Annotated in this window: 21 protein-coding genes; all 21 read right to left on the bottom strand. The window is 64.5% G+C overall.

All coding sequences use genetic code 11. The features are described 5' to 3' along the window. Positions 1-112: 112 nt before the first annotated feature. Positions 113-700 (bottom strand): transglycosylase SLT domain-containing protein, encoded by a 588-nt coding sequence (locus NKI46_RS01510; RefSeq protein ID WP_502896785.1) that lies wholly within the window; start codon positions 698-700, stop codon positions 113-115. After that, positions 633-1,919, bottom strand: a complete 1,287-nt coding sequence (fliK, locus tag NKI46_RS01505) for a flagellar hook-length control protein FliK (RefSeq protein ID WP_352744410.1) — start codon at positions 1,917-1,919, stop codon at positions 633-635. The genes NKI46_RS01510 and fliK overlap by 68 nt, the downstream gene beginning before the upstream one ends. A 95-nt stretch (positions 1,920-2,014) precedes the next feature. Beyond that, positions 2,015-3,445 carry a MotC family chemotaxis protein gene (locus NKI46_RS01500; protein ID WP_352744407.1) on the bottom strand — a complete coding sequence of 477 codons (1,431 nt, stop codon included), beginning with the start codon at positions 3,443-3,445 and terminating at the stop codon, positions 2,015-2,017. After that, a complete protein-coding gene (locus tag NKI46_RS01495; RefSeq protein ID WP_023686352.1) occupies positions 3,442-4,788 on the bottom strand; it encodes a MotB family protein in 1,347 nt (448 codons plus the stop codon). The genes NKI46_RS01500 and NKI46_RS01495 overlap by 4 nt, the downstream gene beginning before the upstream one ends. A 31-nt stretch (positions 4,789-4,819) precedes the next feature. Beyond that, positions 4,820-5,446 (bottom strand): hypothetical protein, encoded by a 627-nt coding sequence (locus tag NKI46_RS01490; RefSeq protein WP_023686351.1) that lies wholly within the window; start codon positions 5,444-5,446, stop codon positions 4,820-4,822. 3 nt (positions 5,447-5,449) lie between these two features. Continuing rightward, entirely contained in the window at positions 5,450-7,090 is a 1,641-nt protein-coding gene (gene fliF / locus NKI46_RS01485; RefSeq protein WP_023686350.1) for a flagellar basal-body MS-ring/collar protein FliF, read from the bottom strand. Between the two features lie 189 nt (positions 7,091-7,279). After that, positions 7,280-8,164: a flagellin N-terminal helical domain-containing protein gene (locus NKI46_RS01480; RefSeq protein WP_023683302.1), complete on the bottom strand. Its 885-nt coding sequence runs from the start codon at positions 8,162-8,164 to the stop codon at positions 7,280-7,282. A 281-nt stretch (positions 8,165-8,445) separates the two neighbouring features. After that, complete coding sequence (locus NKI46_RS01475; protein WP_023683303.1) at positions 8,446-9,330, bottom strand: flagellin N-terminal helical domain-containing protein; 885 nt, start codon at positions 9,328-9,330, stop codon at positions 8,446-8,448. A 210-nt stretch (positions 9,331-9,540) separates the two neighbouring features. Then, positions 9,541-10,272: a flagellar type III secretion system pore protein FliP gene (gene fliP / locus NKI46_RS01470; RefSeq protein WP_023686348.1), complete on the bottom strand. Its 732-nt coding sequence runs from the start codon at positions 10,270-10,272 to the stop codon at positions 9,541-9,543. Then, the gene (locus NKI46_RS01465) at positions 10,269-10,769 is read right to left on the bottom strand and encodes a flagellar basal body-associated FliL family protein (protein ID WP_352744405.1); all 501 of its coding nucleotides are present in this window, start codon (positions 10,767-10,769) and stop codon (positions 10,269-10,271) included. Before NKI46_RS01465 ends, fliP begins: the two co-directional genes overlap by 4 nt. 17 nt (positions 10,770-10,786) lie before the next feature. Next, positions 10,787-11,491 carry a flagellar basal body L-ring protein FlgH gene (gene flgH / locus NKI46_RS01460; protein WP_023686346.1) on the bottom strand — a complete coding sequence of 235 codons (705 nt, stop codon included), beginning with the start codon at positions 11,489-11,491 and terminating at the stop codon, positions 10,787-10,789. Then, positions 11,488-12,069 (bottom strand): MotE family protein, encoded by a 582-nt coding sequence (locus NKI46_RS01455; protein ID WP_352744402.1) that lies wholly within the window; start codon positions 12,067-12,069, stop codon positions 11,488-11,490. The genes flgH and NKI46_RS01455 overlap by 4 nt, the downstream gene beginning before the upstream one ends. Positions 12,070-12,072: 3 nt before the next feature. Beyond that, positions 12,073-13,314 carry a flagellar basal body P-ring protein FlgI gene (locus NKI46_RS01450; RefSeq protein ID WP_023683306.1) on the bottom strand — a complete coding sequence of 414 codons (1,242 nt, stop codon included), beginning with the start codon at positions 13,312-13,314 and terminating at the stop codon, positions 12,073-12,075. Continuing rightward, positions 13,311-13,838, bottom strand: a complete 528-nt coding sequence (gene flgA, locus NKI46_RS01445) for a flagellar basal body P-ring formation chaperone FlgA (protein ID WP_023686344.1) — start codon at positions 13,836-13,838, stop codon at positions 13,311-13,313. The genes NKI46_RS01450 and flgA overlap by 4 nt, the downstream gene beginning before the upstream one ends. Positions 13,839-13,844: 6 nt before the next feature. Beyond that, complete coding sequence (gene flgG, locus NKI46_RS01440; protein ID WP_023737679.1) at positions 13,845-14,633, bottom strand: flagellar basal-body rod protein FlgG; 789 nt, start codon at positions 14,631-14,633, stop codon at positions 13,845-13,847. A gap of 12 nt (positions 14,634-14,645) precedes the next feature. After that, a complete protein-coding gene (gene fliE, locus NKI46_RS01435) occupies positions 14,646-14,981 on the bottom strand; it encodes a flagellar hook-basal body complex protein FliE (RefSeq protein WP_023737680.1) in 336 nt (111 codons plus the stop codon). Beyond that, positions 14,981-15,397 (bottom strand): flagellar basal body rod protein FlgC, encoded by a 417-nt coding sequence (flgC, locus tag NKI46_RS01430; protein WP_023686341.1) that lies wholly within the window; start codon positions 15,395-15,397, stop codon positions 14,981-14,983. The genes fliE and flgC overlap by 1 nt, the downstream gene beginning before the upstream one ends. Positions 15,398-15,399: 2 nt before the next feature. Next, positions 15,400-15,780: a flagellar basal body rod protein FlgB gene (gene flgB / locus NKI46_RS01425; RefSeq protein WP_023691724.1), complete on the bottom strand. Its 381-nt coding sequence runs from the start codon at positions 15,778-15,780 to the stop codon at positions 15,400-15,402. 84 nt (positions 15,781-15,864) lie between these two features. Continuing rightward, positions 15,865-16,737 carry a hypothetical protein gene (locus tag NKI46_RS01420; protein ID WP_023737681.1) on the bottom strand — a complete coding sequence of 291 codons (873 nt, stop codon included), beginning with the start codon at positions 16,735-16,737 and terminating at the stop codon, positions 15,865-15,867. Continuing rightward, positions 16,718-18,139 carry a flagellar protein export ATPase FliI gene (fliI, locus tag NKI46_RS01415; RefSeq protein ID WP_023710976.1) on the bottom strand — a complete coding sequence of 474 codons (1,422 nt, stop codon included), beginning with the start codon at positions 18,137-18,139 and terminating at the stop codon, positions 16,718-16,720. The genes NKI46_RS01420 and fliI overlap by 20 nt, the downstream gene beginning before the upstream one ends. 4 nt (positions 18,140-18,143) lie before the next feature. After that, positions 18,144-18,869, bottom strand: a complete 726-nt coding sequence (gene flgF / locus NKI46_RS01410; protein ID WP_023691721.1) for a flagellar basal-body rod protein FlgF — start codon at positions 18,867-18,869, stop codon at positions 18,144-18,146. Position 18,870 lies beyond the last annotated feature (1 nt).

Here is an 18,870-nt window from a genome sequence, read left to right as displayed (position 1 = left end):
CGAGTTTCGAAATAACCGCAATCAGGAGGTTGTATCGTTGGTTGCCGAACGGGTGACGTGGCACGTCACCCGCCGGGCGTGGATTTGCAGCCGTTCGCAAGAGATGATTCACCTAATGGTTGCAGAAGTTGCGGGCGTTCGGGGTCCATTTGCCGAAGCCGGTGGCGACCATATTGGCGATGACGCGGCAGACATAGAATTTCTGCGCGGGGTCATTGTCGGGGCCGGCGTGGTAGCGGGCGACGGCCATCGACCAGCTGACATGACGCGCATGCAGGCTGGCCAGGAAGCGCGCGGCATAGTCGACATTCTGGCGCGGGTCCAGCATGTCGTCGACGCTGCGGAAATGCGCGGCGTGATAGTGATGGTTGATCTGCATGCAGCCGAGATCGATGAGTGTCTTGCCCTCGCGCCAGGCTGCTTCGAAGGCGGCCAGGGCCTCGGTGCGGTTCCTTGGAAATACCGCTTTCCCCTCTATATTCAACGCATTAGGCTGCAGGCTTCCCTTCTTGCCGGTCTCGGTCAGCCCGACCGCATAGAGGATGCCGGCGGGCACGCCATAGCGGTCGGCGGCACGCAAAATCTCGGGCTCGCAAGGGTTGGTGGCGGCGGTGGCCGGCTTGGTGGCGAGGCTAGATAAACATATCGTCGCCAGCGCGCTCGCCAGCAGGCGCGCCAGCGCGGCCGAATTCCTGGGCATCGTCATTGCGGTTTCTTCCCGACTGCTGGCCGCCCGAACCCGTATTGTTGCCGCTCGAGTTTCCGGGCTGAAAAGCGGACTGGTCGCGGCCTTGCGGCATTGGCTGCGAGTTCGCTGCATCGCTGCGGGCCGCTGCGTGGATCGCTATCGAGGGTTGCAGGATGGTGACCTTGTCGACATCGAAGCCGAGCCCGCGCAACGACTTCACGATGGCGTCGCTATCGGTGGCGAGACGGCGGTAAGCCTCATGGGTTTCGGGCTTCAATTCTATCGAAAGTTGTTCTCCGGAAAGCCTCAGACTGGCGGTGACCATGCCGAGCTCTGCCGGGTGAAGCTCGATCTTCAATATATGTGTCGGAACGGCAACAGAACCGCCCGTCTGGGCGGTCGTTGACGGCGTCGAAACGGCTGGCCGCAGGCCGTTGTCCGAAGCCAGCGCGACGATAAGCGCCGAAGTCGTTTGGTTTATCGGACTATGCGCCGGCGCGGGGAAGCTCTGTTCGGCGACAATGTCGACGCGCGCAGCGAATGGCGGCTGGTTTCCCTGTGTGTACGATGCCGCGGAATGGGCTCCATCGACGGACTTCGCCGACGGCGCGGACCGTTTTGCCTCGGGTGCCGAAACGTCGCTTGCCGTCTGGTCCGCCGGTAGAGGAGGCGTCGGACCATCCTGGTGCGGCAGTTTGCCGGACTGGAGCCCGATCGCGGGCAGCTTTTGCCCCTGATCCTGTGCGGAAACGCTGGTACCGGGCTTGGCCCGTTCCGATCGCGTCGTCGTGTCGAGTCTGTTGTCAATGCCGGACGCTGCGCGGTGTCTCTTCAGAGGCGACGTCTGTGCAGAAATGGCCTCGCCAGCGGGCGCCGGTTGCCCAGTCTGTCCATTCGTCGCGATGCCGTTCCCGCTTGTCCGGACCGTTGAGAAATGCCTGATATCGTGCAACGCCAGCACCAGTGGCAAATGATCCTGCAGCGATCCTGCATCCGCGTCTCGTCCGGCCACCTCAGCGTCCTTGGATGGTTTGTCCGGGCCACTATCGGCATGTTCTTTTGCGGCCTTGCCGGCAGCGGATTTCGTCCCCGTTTTGCCAGACTGGGTGTGTGGGATTTCGCTTTTGCCGGGACCGGCAGGGCTGCGTTTGGCCCAATGCAGCTCGTGCGACGCGGCCTCAATTGCTCCCTGGCCTATCGGTGTCGGCGCATCGTCGTCGCCGCGCACCATGTCGCCGAAGCTTTTGTCGCCGCCCTTGGCGTTTGAGGCCGACTGCTTCGATCCGGCGTGCGCGGGAGCCGGCAGGGCCTGGCCAACATTGGTGGTCATTTCGGGGCTGCTCCAAGCATCTGGTCGATCAAATCGAGCTGGTGACGCGTCCTCGCCATGGCGGCGTCGGTGGGATCGGCTGGCTCTACGGCGGCGGGGGCCGGCGCCGATGCCGGCACGACCGGAGCCGCATCGCTGGCGGAGGCGACTGCAGGCATTTCCGCCGCCTTTGGCTCGGGCGTGCTCGGTGCCTGCGCGGCCGGCTCACTTGCCGCCTTCGGTTGGTCGGTTGCGGGCTGTTCACTCGACGTTGTGGCGGCTGGCTGTTCCGGCATCGCGCCTTCGACCGGCGGCAGCTCTGGCTCGTCGGGTCTTTCCACGGCCGCGGTCTTGACCGGCTCCTGCCTGGCCGCGGCAGGTGCGGGCTTTTCGGCAGGCAGCGGCGCCGGCGGGGCGATGACTTCACCCGCCACGGCCTGCGCGGCATCGAGCAGGTCGCGGTCGCTTTGCGAAAGCTGGTTGCGATCGATCTTGTCCAGCTTGGCGCGGACCTCGCCGATGGTGCCGGACGTTACCGTGGACAGGCTGGAATAGAGCTGGGCGCGCGGATCGTCCGGATTGTGGATGCCGTCGCGGCCCCGTTCAGCCCTGGCCGAGGCAAAGGCGGAGAGATCGGCAAAGCCGTCGATCGCGGCGCGGCGGGCGATGCGCAGATAGATCACCTTCTCGCGTTCTGGATCCATCATTGCGGTGATGTCGGCGAGCTTGTCCTGGCTGATCGCCATGTGCAGCGTGATGACGCCGGAGACGAAGGCGTCGGCGAACTGGCTGGCATAGGGCGAATAGAGGTAGTCTTCGACGTATTGGGTTGAGGCAAGCGCGAAACGCGCACCGTCGCCTTGCGCGGCGGCGATGCCGACCGAGCGGCGCAGTGCTGCTTCCTCGACCAGCGTGCCGGGGCTGAGCAGGCGAGCATCGTCGAGCAGCGCAAGCGCGCTGACCGGTTGCTCGGTGGCGAGAAGCGAGCCCTTGACCAGCGCCAGAAAGGCACCGACATCGGGGGGCAGGGTCATCGGATCGATCGGCTTCAGCGCCTCGATCGCAGCCGCCTGCCGGCCGTTCAGATAATCGACAATGCCCTTGGCGATGGTCAGGCTTTGCGGGTCGGTCTTGGCGCGCGACACCGCCGCCTCGACGGTGACGGGGTTGCCGCCACTCATGCCATAGACCAGCAAGGCGCGAAAATTCTTCGGGTCGCTGAAATCATCTGCGTCCGCCGCGCGCAGCCTTGTGTCGGCCATTTCGAGCAGCTTGGCCTGCATCGGCAGCGCGGCGTGATCGCCGGCGGCGATGCGGTCCTGCACAAGCTGCAGCGAGCGCACCAGCTGATAGGGCTGCAAGCCGTCCTCGGCGAAGGCCGATGGCGGATGGACAGCGCTCAGCAGCAGCAGCCCGACGGCGCGGCCGATGATGGCGGCGCGCCTCATCCGTCGGTCGCCATCAGGATTTCGATGCGGCGGTTCGCGGCCGCCATCGGGTCGGCTGCAATTTTCGGCTCGCGATCGGCGAAGCCGGCGACCTCGGTGATGCGGCGCTCGTCGACGCCGCCGCGCACCAGCATGTAATAGGCGGAATGGGCGCGCGCCGTGGACAGCCGCCAATTGTCGTAAGTGTCGCTGCGGAACGGCCGCGCGTCGGTGTGGCCGTTGATGCTGATCGTGCCTTTCTGCTCGTTGACGATGCGGCCGATCTTTTCCATCGCCAGCACCAGTTCACGCCTAGGCACCGCCGATCCGATCTCGAACATGCCGAAATCGAACTGGTCCGTGATCGAAATGACGACACCCTTGTCGGTGGCTTCGACGGAGACGCCATTATGCAATTTGTCGCCTGGCTTGAAGGCCTCGGCCAGTTCCTGCTTGACCTGCGCCGCGGCTCTAACAGTGGCGGCCGTCGGCGCTTTTTCCGCGGCTTCGGGTTTGGGTGCGGGTTGTGCTTCGGCGGCTTCGGCCTTTGCAATTTCGGCCTTCGCTGCTTCAGCCTTGGCCTCTGCTTTGGCTTCAGCCTTGGTCAGCGGCTTATCGGAAACGGATTTCGCCAGCGGCTCGAGCGGCGCCGCGGCCACTGGCGGCGCGGCCGGCACGGCCTTCACCTCCGCCACTTGCGTCTGTGCCGCCTTGTCACCCGGCTTCAGGGGATCGCCTTCGATCTTGGTGCGTTCGGCGGTGGCTTCGGCGCCTGGTGCAGCCACCTGCTGCGACCAGAAATCCGGCGCGAACGGGTCGCGGTAGGATTGGCCGCCGGATGCGCCGGTAGCCGGGCCGGACGCCTGCGCGCCGCCATCGCCCTTCTCGCTGACATTTTGCATGACGCCGGTGTCGGTGGCGATTTCCGACAGCACCGCATAGGGATCGGCAAACAGATGCTCGTCGGAAAGATCCGTCTTTGGCGCCGATTCCTTCGATTGCTTCTTGTCGGAAGTACCGGCGCCGCCGACGCCGTCCTGTCCGGCCTTGCTGGTCTTGTCCCGCGGGTCGTCCGCCGTCAGCCCGACCTTGCTCGGGCCATCGCCGAGGTCTTCGAGGCCCTTGCGGCTGGCGTTGCGATCGACCAGCTTGACCGGATTGAAGTAGCTGGCGACGGCTGCCTTGGTCTGCTCGTTGGCGGCGTTGATCAGCCACATGACGAGGAAGAAGCACATCATGGCAGTCATGAAATCGGCAAAGGCGATCTTCCAGACGCCGCCATGGTGGGCGTCGTCGTGGTCGTCGTGGTTGCGCCGCACGATGATGATCTCATGCCTGGCGTCTGCGGCCTCGACAACGCTCATGACGTCCACTCGTTCGTAAGAGGGCCCTCGCTCATGACAGGGCCTCCGACAAGGCGGCCGACCATTCGGCAATGCGGGTTTCGAACACCGCCTCGTCAATGGCGACGGTAAGGTCGAAGCCGGGCGCCTCGACGAAATCGAGATTGGCCGCGCGTGGGCCGAGCGAAGCCTTCAGCGTCTCGAACAATGACAGCGGTCCGCGCACGGCGATGCGCACCGCCTCGCTGTCGCCGACGGCTTCGCGGATCGTGCCGGCAAGGGTTTCCAGCGAACGCTTCTGCAGATCGTCGCTGACAAGGCCGCCAATGATGCGCGCAATGGTGGCGCCGACGAGGTCGCTGACCTTGGCCTCCATGATCTCGATACGGGCAGTGACGACCGCGCCGAGATCGCCGCCGAAACTTTCTAGAAAGGCCTTTGCTTCATCGGCGTTGGCCTGTCTCTGCGCCTCGAGCGCTGCCTGGTGGGCGATGGCAAGGCGGGCTTCAAGGGCGGCTTCGGCATCGATGACCGCTTCGGCGATCAGCGCGCCGATGTCGGCCTGCGGCGCCGACGTCTCCGGCCTTGGCTCGGCCATGGCGGCGAGCGAGGGCTGGCCGGCACGCTGGCTGCGTGCGCCGAAATCCGGCAAAAGGTCGAAAAGCGCTGCCGAGGCCATGGTCTATACCGCTGCTTCCTGGGCCGCCCATTTGCGCAGGATCTGCGCGGTGCGCTCCTCATTGATGTCGACCATGCGGGCAAGCCGCTCCTGCGGCGCCGGCCTGATCTTCTGACGAAGATCGTCGAGTGGAGTCGGGCCTGGGCGGCTGCCGGGCAAGGCAGCCGGCGCCTGTTCGGCGCTGGCGGCTTCGGGTGTCGGCAGTGAACGCTGGACGTCGTCGAAGCTCGGACCGGCAAGTGCCGGCGTCGGCCGCGCGCTCAGCGCGGTGGCCATCGGCCTCAGGCCGAAGAAGGCGACCAGGAACACCACGACGATGAAAGCGCCGGCGTTGATCATCGTACCGGCATGGGTTCCGATCGACGCCATTATGCCCGGCTGTTCGACCGCCTCGCCGTCGAGCCCGTCGATGAACTCGACGGCCGAGACATCGATGATGTCGCCGCGCTTGTCGTCGAAGCCAGTGGCCGAAGCCACCATCTTCTGGATGTCGGCAACGCGCTTGGCGATCTGCTCGGGCGTTGCGTCCTTGCCGAGGATGGTCATCAGCCGCTGCTGATTGACGACGACGGCGATCGACATCTTGGTGACGGAATAGCCGTTCGAGACTGTGGCGATCTTCTTGGAGTTGATCTCGTAATTGGTGATCTCCTCCTTGCGATCATTCTCCGATGACGTCTGCGGACCATCGGTGCTGGTCGCCTGGGTCTCGGGCAGGTTCTGCTCGACGGTGGCCGGGGTCGAGGCCTGCCTCTGATTGCTGTTTTCGTTGGCGCGCACCGACTGCACGGAACGCTCCACGCGTGACTCCGGATCGAAGATCGTCTCTTCGGTCTGGCGGGTGTCGGTGTTGACATCGGCCTTGACGCTGGCGCGGAAATTGTCGGGGCCGAGATAAGGCGTCAGCGCGCGGCGGATGTTGTCGCCGATCTGCGCCTCGACGGTCTGCTCGACGCCGAGCGTGCGGGCAGCACTTGTGTTGGAGGGATCGTCGCCGGCGGCGAGAAGGTTGCCGTTGGAATCGAGCACGGTAACCTTGTCGGCCGACAGGCCCGGCACGGCGGCGGCGACGAGATGGCGGATCGACATGGCGCTCTTTTCGGCGTCGATGCCGGAATAGCGGATGACCACCGAGGCGGAGGGTTGCTGTTCGTCGCGGCGGAAATTGGCGCGCTCGGACATGACGATGTGAACGCGGGCGGCCTTGATGCCGGATATCGACTGGATGGTGCGGGCGATCTCGCCTTCCAGCGCGCGCACGCGGGTGATCTGCTGCATGAAGGAGGTCAGGCCAAGAGAACCGACATTGTCGAACAGTTCGTAGCCGGCATTGGCGCTGGTCGGCAGGCCCTTTTCGGCGAGCAGCATGCGCGCCTGCGCGGTGGTGCCGGCCGGCACCAGCACGGAGGTGCCGTCGGAGCCGACGTCGAAGCCGATGCCGGCTTCGCCGAGCACCAGGCCGATCTGGTTCACGTCGGAGCGATCGAGCCCGACATAGAGCGTCTCATAGGCCGGGCGGTTGAGATAGACCGAGCCGATGCCGATGACGGCCATCACCAATGCGGCAATGCCGGCCAGCATGGCAAGGCGCCTGACGCCAAATGCCCTGAGATTCGAGATGATGCTCTGGATCTGTTGCGGCACGATTCAAGCGCTCCCAGCATGATATTCCGTGGGAACACTAGACCGCGAAGCTTGTGCGAAGATGATAGAGCATGTCGCCCGGAAGTGTGCAGCGGTTCCGGGTCAACGACATGCGTCAAAACACACCCATACAGGAAAGGGCCGCGCTGTTGGCGCGGCCTATTCAAGGAAGAGAAAGCCGGGTCAGGCTTACTGCTTGAACAGCGCCAGGATCGACTGCGAGTTGCCGTTGGCGATCGACAGCGACTGGATGCCGAGCTGCTGCTGGACCTGGAGGGCCTGCAGCCGCGTGGATTCCTTGTTCATGTCGGCGTCGACCAGCGCGCCGACGCCCTTGTCGATGGAGTCCGAGAGGTTCGACAGGAAGCTCTTCTGGGTGTCGATGCGCGACTTGGCGGCGCCGAGATAGGCGGCACCCGTGGACAGCTTGGCAAGCGCCGTTTCAACGGCGCCGAGTGCGGTGTCGATGGCCGCCGGGAGGACCTGGGTGGTGCTGGGATCGAAGAAGGTCGTCGCCAGCAGAGCGCCGACGATGCCGCCAGTGCCAGGAAGATCGAGAACCTGCGTGTCGGCCGCCTTGACGTCGATGGTGTCGATGGCGACGGTCGTGCCGGTGCGGTTATAGGACGCGACGATCTTCAGGTCGGAGGTCGCAGCAGCGTCGTTCTGCAGCAGGTTCGAGCCGGCATAGGAGGCGTTGGTGACCGACGACTTGATCTGGTCCTGGATGGCCTTGATTTCGGTCGCGATCTTCTGCTGGTCGTCCTTGCTGGCGCTGCGTGCAGTGACCAGCTTGGCCTTGATCAGGTCGACCTGGTCCTTGATGTCGGTGATGGCGGTGTAGGCGGTATCGACCTTGCCGGCGCCGAGGCCAAGCGCGTCCTGAACGGCCGAAAGCGCCTTGTTGTCGGACTTCATCGTGGTGGCGATCGACCAGTAGGCGGCGTTGTCGCTGGCGGTGGCGACGCGGTAGCCGGTCGAAATGCGTGACTGGGTGGTTTCAAGCTGCTTGTTGGTGTTGTTCAGGCTCTGCAGCGCGGTCAGAGCCGAAGCGTTCGTCATGATGCTAGCCAAGATATTTACCCCTTTTCAAACACTGGCGTGTCCCGAACACGCCGGATCAACTTCATCAAGGGGGTAGGCATAAGCCCATCGACCGTATGGTCTGCCCGCCATGGAATGGTTAACCATGACTACCGGGATATGGTTAACGGCCTGTTAAACCAAGCCATTCAGGGCGCTGGCCAAGAGCAAAAATCGGCAGCCATTCAGCAAGACAATCAACAGCCGCAAAAGAAATCGGGCCGCGCTGTTGGCGCGGCCCGACGGATGGTGTCAGTCGTAATGTCGAGAGATCAGCCGCGGAAGAGCGACAGGATCGACTGCGAGTTGCCGTTGGCGATCGACAGCGCCTGGATGCCGAGCTGCTGCTGGACCTGCAGGGCCTGCAGCCGCGTCGATTCCTTGTTCATGTCGGCGTCGACCAGCGCGCCGACGCCCTTGTCGATCGAGTCCGACAGGTTCGACAGGAAGCTCTTCTGGGTGTCAATGCGCGACTTGGCGGCGCCGAGCGAGGCAGCGCCGGTGGACAGCTTGGCAAGCGCGGTTTCAACAGTGCCGAGCGCGGTGTCGATGGCGGCGGGGGTAACCGCCGTGGTGCTCGGGTCGAAGAAGGCAGCGGCGAGCAGGCCGCCGACGATGCCGCCCGTGCCGGCGACATCGAGAACCTGCGTATCGGCTGCCTTGACGTCGATGGTGTCGATGGTGACGGTCGCGCCGGTACGGTTGTAAGCCGCAACGATCTTCAGGTCGGACGCAGCGGCAGCGTCGTTCTGCAGCAGGTTCGAGCCGGCGAAGTTGGCGTTGGCGACCGAGGACTTGATCTGCGCCTGGATGGCGTTGATTTCGGTCGCGATCTTCTGCTGGTCTTCCTTCGAGGCGCTACGGGCAGTGACCAGCTTGGTCTTGATCAGGTCGACCTGGTCCTTGACGTCGTTGATGGCGGTGTAGGCGGTGTCAACCTTGCCGGCGCCGAGGCCGAGGGCGTCCTGCACGGCCGAGTTGGCCTTGTTGTCGGACTTCATCGAGGTCGCGATCGACCAGTAAGCGGCGTTGTCGGAAGCGGTGGCAACGCGGTAGCCGGTCGAGATGCGGGCCTGCGTCTGCTCGAGGGATTTGTTGGTGTTGTTCAGGCTCTGCAGCGCGGTCAGCGCCGAGGCGTTCGTCATGATACTGGACATGGCTACTCGTACCTTGATTTTTACAGGGTGTTTTTGACATACCGGCTTTTCCGGTATGACGGAGCGGCATCATGCCAATGATCGTGAGACCCGATCACCCGCCATCTGCGAGCAATATGCGGGCAAGTCCCTACCAAAGGGCTAAACGGGACGGTTAACCGGAAATATATTGCATAAAACTTTAGCAAGGCGCCAACGGCGCGCGGACGGTCAGGTGAAGGAGCGCACCAGGCTGCCGACAAGCAGGTTCCAGCCGTCGATGAGGACGAAGAACAGGATCTTGAAGGGCAGCGAAACGACGGTCGGCGGCAGCATCATCATGCCCATGGCCATGGTGATGGTGGCGACGATCAGGTCGATGACGAGGAACGGCAGCACGATCAGGAAGCCGATCTCGAAGCCGCGGCGGATTTCGGAGATCATGAAGGCCGGCACCAGGATGCGCAGGTCGACGGTGTCCCTGGCAACGACCTGGCCGCGTTCGCGGGCGAGATCGGCGAACAGGTCGAAGTCCTTGTCGCGGACATTGTGCAGCATGAAGGTGCGGAACGGGTCCGAAATCTTTTCGAACGCCTCGGTCTGGCTGATCTGGTTGTCCATCAGCGGCTTGACGCCGGTGTTCCAGGCCTGGTCGAAGGTCGGCGCCATGACGTAGAAGGTCATGAACAGCGACAGCGAGATCAGGATCAGATTGGCCGGCGTCGACTGCAGGCCGATGCCGGCGCGCAGGATCGAGAAGGCGATGACGAAGCGGGTGAAGCTCGTCACCATGATCAACAGGCCCGGCGCCACCGACAGCACGGTGATCAGACCGAACATCTGGATGATATAGCCGACGGTGGCGCCGTCGGCCTTGCCGATGCCGCCGAGATCGAGCTGCTGGGCGGCGGCGACAGAGGTGGCGGCGACGACGATCGCGGCGGCGAGGACGAGTTTTCTCATTCGAGCAGCAATGTCCTGATCAGAACCTGTTTGGCATGGCGACCGCTGCGGATTGCGGCGCGCTCCTCGAGGTCGGCTTTCAAATGCTGGTAGCCGCTGGCGCCTTCGATCTGATGCATCTTCAGGGTGCGGACCATGGCAAGCAGGTCCTGGTGAATGCTTTCGGTAAGTTCCGGCGGCTGCGGCGCATCGTAGACCACCGACGCTTCCAGCCTTATCCAGGTGTCGGCAGGCGAAGCCAGATTGGTGGTGATCGGCGCCAGCTGGACAAGCGTCGGCCCGGTGCCGGGCGCATGTTCGGCCGCCTTGCTCGGTTGCTCGGCGTTGGACTGGTTCTCGGGCGCGGCGGGCACCGGCACCGGTCCCCCGACGCCCTTCAGATAGCCGCCGGACATCCAGCCCATGCCGATCGCGGCGCCCGTCATCGCCAGCAGCATCGCAAGCTGGATGACAAGCGACGGGCCCTTTTTTTGCTGAACCTGTTCGACATTTGCCACGGCGCCGTTCTCCAGTCCTAAAAGGGGAGGACTTGGTCGAGGATCTGCTGACCGTAAGCGGGCTGCTGGATTTCGCTGACGCGGCCGCGGCCGCCATAGGAGATGCGCGCCTCGGCGATGCGTTCATAAGAGATGGTGTTTTCAGCGCCGATATCGGATGGACGCACCATGCCGGCGATGGTCAGCACCCTGAGCTCGTAATTGACGCGCACCTCCTGTGAGCCCCGGATCATCAGATTGCCGTTGGGCAGGACTTCGGTGACGACGGCGGCGACGTTGAGCTCGAGGTTCTCCGAGCGCTTGATTTCGCCGTCCGCATTGGTTTCGGTGGTGGAGCTCAGCCCCGCGTCGCCCTTGCCGCTGGTGGTGGCACCTTCCCATCCGAGGTTGACGTCATAGCCGAGCTTGCGCCCGGCGGTGCGGCTGCGGTCGTTCTGGTTCTTGAAGTTGGCCTTGTCGTTGAGCTTGATCCTGACGGTGAGGATGTCGCCATCGCGCAGCGCGCGTGGGTCGGTGAACAACCGGCTCTGGCGATCATCCCACAGCGAGAATTTCTTCACTGGCGCGGGTGGCGTTTCGGGATAGGAGTAGGGCGCATTGACGCTGCCGGTAATGCCGGCGCCAACCGGCGACAGCGCCGGCTCCCTGCCGATCTCCCTGGGGTCGGAGGCGCAGCCGGCAAGTGAAGCGGTGGCGACCAGGGCGAGTATATGCGACTTCATGACGGGTCTACCCTTCGCGCCGCGCTGGCCATAATGCCGGTGAGCGTGGCTGCCGCCTTCTGGTCCATTTCGTTGAGAATGACGCCGGCCTTGCGCGAATCGAGTTTCATCAGGATGGCGGCGGCGAGATCAGTGTTGACCATGGCCAGGCGCTCGGCCGCGGCATCCGGTTTCATGCCGGCATAGATCTTGACGACGCCATCCTCGGCGCGGGCCAGGAAAACTTCACGCCGCTTCAGCCATTGCTCGTATTCGGCGCGCTTGTCGTCCAGCGCCTTCATGCGCTGGTCGATGCCAGCCTGCAACTGCTTCAACTCTTCGGCCTGCAGCGCGTAACGGCGGTCGCGGGCGGCGTCGGCGATGTTGGAGCAGAAGCGCTGGATCTCGCTTTCATCGGGCACCTTCTCGCGGACCAGCTGCTGCATTGCCGCCGGCTGTTGCCCGCCAGCCAGAACCTGCCGCACCGCTTCTTCCGCGCGGACAGTGCCGCCGGCAAGGACGGTGGCGGCGATGACGCAAGCTGCCAAGGCCGCGCTTCGGCGGTGCTGCTTTTGGGAAAAGAAATCGATCATCGGCATGGCCTATTGGAGAACCAGATCGGCCTGCAAAGCGCCGGCCGACTTGATGCCTTGCAAAATGGCAATGATGCCGTCCGGCTTGACGCCGAGACGGTTGAGGCCCGACACCAGCGTTTCGAGGTTCGGTCCGTCGAGCACATTGACGCGGGCGTCAGGCCGCGTGGCATCGATGGTGGTGAAGGGTTCCTCCGCTGTCACGCCCTTGGAGAACGGTTCCGGCTGGACGATCTTCGGCTGTTCGGTGATGCGCACGGTGAGCGTGCCGTGGCTGATCGCCACCCGCGAGATCTTGACCTCGTTGCCGATGACGATGGTGCCGGTGCGTTCGTCGATGACGACGCGTGCCGGCGTGTCGGTCTCGACCACCAAATTCTCGATCTCGGCGTAGAAGCGCGCCGCCGAAACATTCTTCGGCCGCCTGATCTGCACGGTACGTGCATCGCGCTCCGCCGCCACGCGCATGCCGAAGCGTTGCGAGGTGTAGCCGTTGATGGCGTCGGCGATGCGAACGGCAGTGGAGAAATCGGGGTTGCGCAATTGCAAGGTGAGCAGCGCCTGGTCCTCGAATTCGGCGCGCACCGTGCGCTCGACGATGGCGCCGTTGGGCACGCGGCCGGCCGTCGGCACGCCCTGCGTCAGCTTTTCGGCATCGCCCTGGGCAGTGAAGCCGGAAACGATGACCGAGCCTTGCCCGACAGCATAGATTTCGCCATCGGCCGCCTTCAGTGGCGTCATTATCAGCGTGCCGCCGGCAAGCGATGTGGCGTCGCCCATCGAGGAGACGTCGATGTCGATGCGGGCGCCCGACTGCACGTAAGGCGGCATGTTGGCGGTGACGATGACGGCGGCGACGTTCTTGGCCCGCGCGCTGCCGCCTTCGGTGGCGATGCCGAGATTTTCGAGCATGGCGCGGATCGACTGTTCGGTGAAGGGCGAATTGCGCAGGCTGTCGCCCGATCCGGCGAGGCCGATGACGAGGCCGTAGCCGACGAGCTGGTTGTCGCGCGAAGCCTGCAGCTGCGCAATGTCCTTGATGCGCGATGCGACCTGGCCGGGTGGCAGAGAGCTTGGGCCGTTGGAGACCCTGAACATGCGGTTGGTGGTGGCCGGATCATATTCGGGATCGACAAAGGCGCCGCCATTCTGGCCGGCAAGATCGCGCTTTTGCTTCGGCGTAAGACCGTCGGCCAGCGCCGGCTGCAGGCCGACAACGGTCGCGAGCAGAAGGGCAGCTCCGCGTCTCATGACGCGCTGACCCGGACGGTGCCGTCCGCCATCACCGTGCCGGAAAAGATCTTGCCGCTGTCTGTGTTGCGGACCTTGATCAAATCGCCGGCGGCACCCGGCTGCAGCGACACCGCCGTAGCCGAAATGGTGAGGTCGCCGGCGATGAAATAGACCTGCACGGCGGCGCCCTGTTCGACCAGCCAGGCGTCGCGGATGGCGGCGGCCGGGATGTAGCGGCCGGGCAGCAGCGTGCGCTTGGCGACCTTGCCCTGGAGTTCCATGGCCTGCGTGGCGACCGCATCCGGCCTGTGCTTTCCGGGGAGCAGCGTCACCGGTTTCAGCACGCCGGTGTCGATCATCTCGCCGGGATAGATGACCCGGTTGGGGATCAGAACGATCTCGCCGGTTGCCTGACTGCTCGCGACGTGGGTGCTGGTCTGCTGGTCTGCGCTCTCCTGGGCAAACGCCGGCACACCGCCGGCTACCAGCGCGAGCATCAGCGCGGTGCGGCAAAGCGCGGAGCGGGAGGCCGGAGAGAGCATCAAACCTTACCTGATGTTCTTGGACACGACGGAGGCCATGTCGTCGGCGGCCTGGATGACCTTGGAGTTCATCTCATAGGCGCGCTGCGCCGAGATCAGCTCGGTGATTTCCTTGACCGGATCGACGTTGGAGGCCTCGAGATAACCCTGCTCGACTGAGGCGAAGCCGGGATCGCCGGGCACGCCGACATTGGCCGGGCCGGAGGCCGGCGTCTCCTGGAACAGATTTTCGCCGAGCGGCGCCAGGCCGGCTTCATTGGCAAAGTTGGCGAGCTGCAGCTGGCCCAGCAGCTGGAGGTCGGTCTGGCCGTCGATGCGGGCAAAGACCTGGCCGGTCTTGTTGACGACAACTTCGATGGCATCGGTCGGCACGGTGATGGCCGGGATGACATTGGCGCCGTCGACGGTCACCAGCTGGCCGGTGGCGTTGGTATTGAAGGCGCCGGCGCGGCTGTAGAGCGTGCCGCCGTCGCCGCCCTCGATCTGGAACCAGCCGCGGCCCGTCAGCGCCATGTCGAAACTGTTGCCGGTCGAGGTCAGTTCGCCCTGCGTATGGACGTTGCGCACCGCCGTCGTCTTGACGCCGAGGCCGATCGACACGCCTTCCGGCACAAGCGATGAATTGGAGCGGTTGGGCACGCCCTGCGTGCGGTCGACCTGGTAGAGCAGGTCGGAGAATTCGGCGCGCGCGCGCTTGTAGCCGGTGGTGTTGATGTTGGCGATGTTGTTGGCAATGACTTCCAGATTTGTCTGCTGGGCATTCATGCCGGTCGCTGCGATGGCGAGTGCTTTCACGGCAAGTTCTCCTCAGATGCCCATACGGCTGATTTCGAGATAGGCGGAGACGACCTTGTCGCGGATCGCGATCGTGGTCTGCAGGGCCTGCTGGGCGCTCATGACGGCGTCGACGACCTGACGGGTATCGGCGTCGCCCCTGAGTGCCTGGATCGACACCTGCTCGGCATTCTGCAAGGTGTTGACGGTCTTCGAGGCGGCCTGGCTCAGCGCCTCGGCAAAGGTGGTGCCGATTTCGCTGCCGGCCATCGGCGCCTTGGTGCCCTGGAACAGGTCGGTCGTGGTATCGGCGCCACCGATCTCCGGCTTGAGGGGAAGCGATCCGATACCGCCAATGCCGCTGATCATTACTGGTTCCTCATCAGGTCGATGGTCATGGAGATCAGATCACGCGCCTGCTTGATGACCTGAAGGTTGGCTTCGTAGGAGCGGTTGGCTTCGCTCATGTCGGCCATCTCGACCAGCACGTTGACATTGGGCATCTTGACGTAGCCCTTGTCGTCGGCGGCCTCGTTGCCGGGCTGGAATTCGACGGGAAAGTCGCTGGGGTCGCGGTCGATGGAGTTGACCTCAACCGTCGTGCCACCCGAGGCACGATCGAGTTCCGAGACGAAACTGATGGTCTTGCGGCGATAGGGGTCGGCGCCCGGGGTGTTGCCGGTCGACTGCGCGTTGGCAAGGTTTTCCGAAACGACGCGCAAACGGTCAGACTGGGCGCTGAGGCCGGACGCGGCGATCTTGAGGGCTGAGGTCAAAGCGTCCATGGTCAGCTCTTCACCGCCATCATCATCATCGAATGGAAGGCCTTGACGATCGCGGTGTTGAGTTCAAACGAGCGGCGGACCTCGCCGGCCTTCATCAGTTCGTTCTCGACCACCACCGTGTTCTTCGAGGGCATGATGGCGCCGGTCGTCTCTTCTGGCTTGACCGTGAAGCCGGCATTAGTGGCGGCAGTGCCGAGGTGGCCTGCCTGGGTGGCGGTCAGCGACACTGCCGTGCGGTCGAGCACCTTCTCGAACGGCTCGACATCGCCGGCGGTGTAGCCCGGCGTGTTGACGTTGGCGATGTTGCCGGCAATGGCCGACTGGCGCACCGACAGCCATTGCGACTGCTTGGCGGCGAGATCGAAAAGATTGATGGGCTCCATGGGGATCTCCAGGCTGGTACGTACAAGACTAGGCTGCCAGTCTTGCGCGGACCTTGCGCGGGCTAGGCGTAAGCCGGTGTGCCGCTATTTGGAGAGTTCGATCACCTGGTCGGTGCTGGTGACCATGACCCACTTGCCGCCGCGTTGCTCGATCGACGAGACGACGCTGGAGTCGGGCAGCTTCGAGCCGCGCTGGACAATCCACAGGCCGGCATCGTCCTCGATCATGGCGCGGCCATTGGCGACATGAACCATGCGAAATTTGGGATCCGCCGGGAAGGGCTGCTCGTCGACGCCGGGAGGCTGGGTCTTGTCCTCGGGGTCCTGCAGCGTGCCGGTGGCGAACAGGTCGACATCGGGAACATCGTTTGCCGTCAGCGGCTGACCGCTGTTTTCCATCTGCGAACCGCCGCTGACCCGCCCTGCATTGGTGCCGCTGCCGCCGAACTTGATCGCCTGCACGCCGAACTGGTCCTGATTGAAGAAGATATACCAGGGAAACAGCGCGCAGATCAGGCCGAGCGTGATGCCGAGCGCGGCAAAGACGATATCGCTGCGGCGGTCGGATTTCTTATCGAGCCTGGGATATTGCGGCCTTGGCGGCTGCGGCCATTCGGTGACCGGGAACAGCCCGTCGAGAAGCGAGTCGCGACTGGTCTCCATAGCTTCTTCGGGGCCGGCGCGAGGGGTCCTTGGCAATTCAGGCTTGACGACGCTGGGCAAGGCAGGCTCGGCCAAGCGAGGCACAGTGGACTCGACTACGCTGGCTACCCTGGGCAAGAATGGCCTGCCGGCCCTGGCCAGAATGGCCTCAGCCTTGGCGACCTTGTCGAGATCGGCCTTTGCCCTGACAGCTCTCGCTTCGTTGGCCCGGGCTTCCTCGGCGGCACTGGCCTCTGCGATCATCTCGCGCAAAAGCCGCTCGGTGTACTGAAGCTCAGTCTCCTGCATCGACACTTTGCTTGCCTTTCAGATGACGGGCGAGGTCGGAGAATGCGTCGCTCGAGGCGCGATCCCTGGGCGACTGCGTCAGCGCCTCGTAGATCAGCGGCACCTGGCGCACGGCAATATCGAGCTCGGCATCGGCGCCGCCCTGATAGGCGCCGAGCAGGCGGATGTCGCGCGTGTCCTCGAAGCGCGAGATCATCGACTTCAGCCTGGTCACCAGCATGCGTTGCTCGGGGCTCCATGCCTTGTCGGCGAGGCGCGAGATCGACGACAGCGGATTGACCGGGGGGTAGCGGCCCTGTTCGGCAATGGCGCGGTCGAGCACGACATGGCCGTCGAGGATGCCGCGTACCGAATCGGCGACCGGGTCGTTGTGGTCGTCGCCGTCGACCAGCACCGAGATGATGGCAGTGATTGATCCCTGTCCTTTGATACCGGGGCCTTCAGCGCCCGGGCCAGCGCGTTCGAGCAGCTTGGGCAGATCGGTGAAAACCGAAGCGGGATAGCCGCGGGCGACCGGCGGCTCGCCGGTGCCGGTCGCTACCTCGCGCAGCGCATGGGCAAAGCGGGTAATCGAATCCAGCACCAGCAGCACGCGATGGCCCTGGTCGCGAAAATGTTCGGCAACGCGCATGGCGGTATCCGGCGCGCGCCGGCGCATCATGGCGCTCTCGTCGCTGGTAGCGACGACGGCGACCGTCTTGGCCATGCTCTCTGCGCCGATCGTGTCTTCGAGGAATTCGCGTACCTCGCGGCCGCGCTCGCCGATCAGCGCCACGACCACGGTGTCGAAGGCGTCGGCGCCGGCCAGCATGGCGAGCAGCGTCGACTTGCCGACGCCGGAACCGGCAAAGACGCCGAGGCGCTGGCCGAGGCAGAGCGGCGTGAAGATGTCGATGACCTTGACCCCGGTCGTGAAGGCGGTGCCGACGCGCTGCCGCGCCATGGCGCCGGGCGTTGTGCCGTCGCCGCTCGCAGCCTCGCCGATCCTGATCAGCGGCGGGCCGCCGTCGATGACGCGGGTCAGCGCGTCGATGGCGCGCCCGCGCCACGAAGCATGCGGCGTTACCGTCAGCGGGCCGCGGCGAAACACGGCGTCGCCGATGCCGGCGTCGGCGCTGCGTTCGAAAGGGGCGATGACGACTTCGTCGCGGCCGATCCTGACGATCTCGCCGCGGCGCGTGCCGGCATTGCCGCGCTGCTCGACGAGGTCGCCAAGCCTGGCGACTTCAGACAGGCCGCGCACCTTGTAATGCGTTGGCGAAACCTCCGAAACACGGCCGCCGCGCCGCAGCAACGTCTCGGTGTCATCGAAGCGGCGCCAGATCCGCTCCAGCGCAGCCAGCCGGTTTTCCGGTGCTGTCTCCGGTTGCCGTTCAAGCGCGCGTATCGATGATTTGCTGCTCGACATGCTGCTACGACTTGGAGCCGAGCGTCTTGATGGCGTCGTCGGTCGAGGCGTCGGTCTGGCGCATCAGCGCAGCGGTGTTCTCGAAGGCGCGCTGGACCATGATCAGGCGCGTCATTTCGAGCACCGGATTGACGTTGGATTCCTCGACATAGCCTTGCGCGACGCCGAGATCGGAACGGTCCGTGACCGGCTCCGGCGCACGCGCGGGCACGATGCCAGAATTGCCGTAGCGGACGAAGTTCGGACCGGGGTCGAAATTGAACAGGCCGATGGCGCCGACAAGCTTGTCGCCTTGGCGCAGCGAGCCGTCGGCGCCCGCCTTGGGCGGACCGTCGCGCGGGTCAAGCTGGATCGGCGCGCCGCCGGCATCCAGCACCGGATGGCCCTCGAGCGACATCAGCTCGCCGTTCTCGTTCATCGAAAACCGCCCGTCGCGCGTCATCACGGTGCCGGCCGGAGTGTCGATGCCGAACCAGGCATCGCCCTGGACGGCGAAGTCGAACGGGTTGCCGGTCTGCGTCATCGCGCCATGGGCGCCGGACAAATAGGTCTTGCCGGAGGACGCGAAGGACACGGACTTGGGACCTGTGCCGGAGACGACATCCTCGAACTTCACCCCGGTGGCGCGAAAGCCGATGGTCGAGGCATTGGCGACATTGTCGGCGATGGTGTCGAGACGGCGCTCAAGCGCGATCTGCGAGGAAAGGGCGACGTAAAGGCTGTCCTGCATG

Origin of the sequence: Mesorhizobium sp. M0615, assembly GCF_040320805.1 — a bacterium.
In the GTDB taxonomy this organism is placed as follows: Bacteria; Pseudomonadota; Alphaproteobacteria; order Rhizobiales; family Rhizobiaceae; genus Mesorhizobium.
The sequence above is the reverse complement of the archived record's forward strand: the minus strand, read 5'-3'. Positions and strand labels throughout refer to the sequence as shown.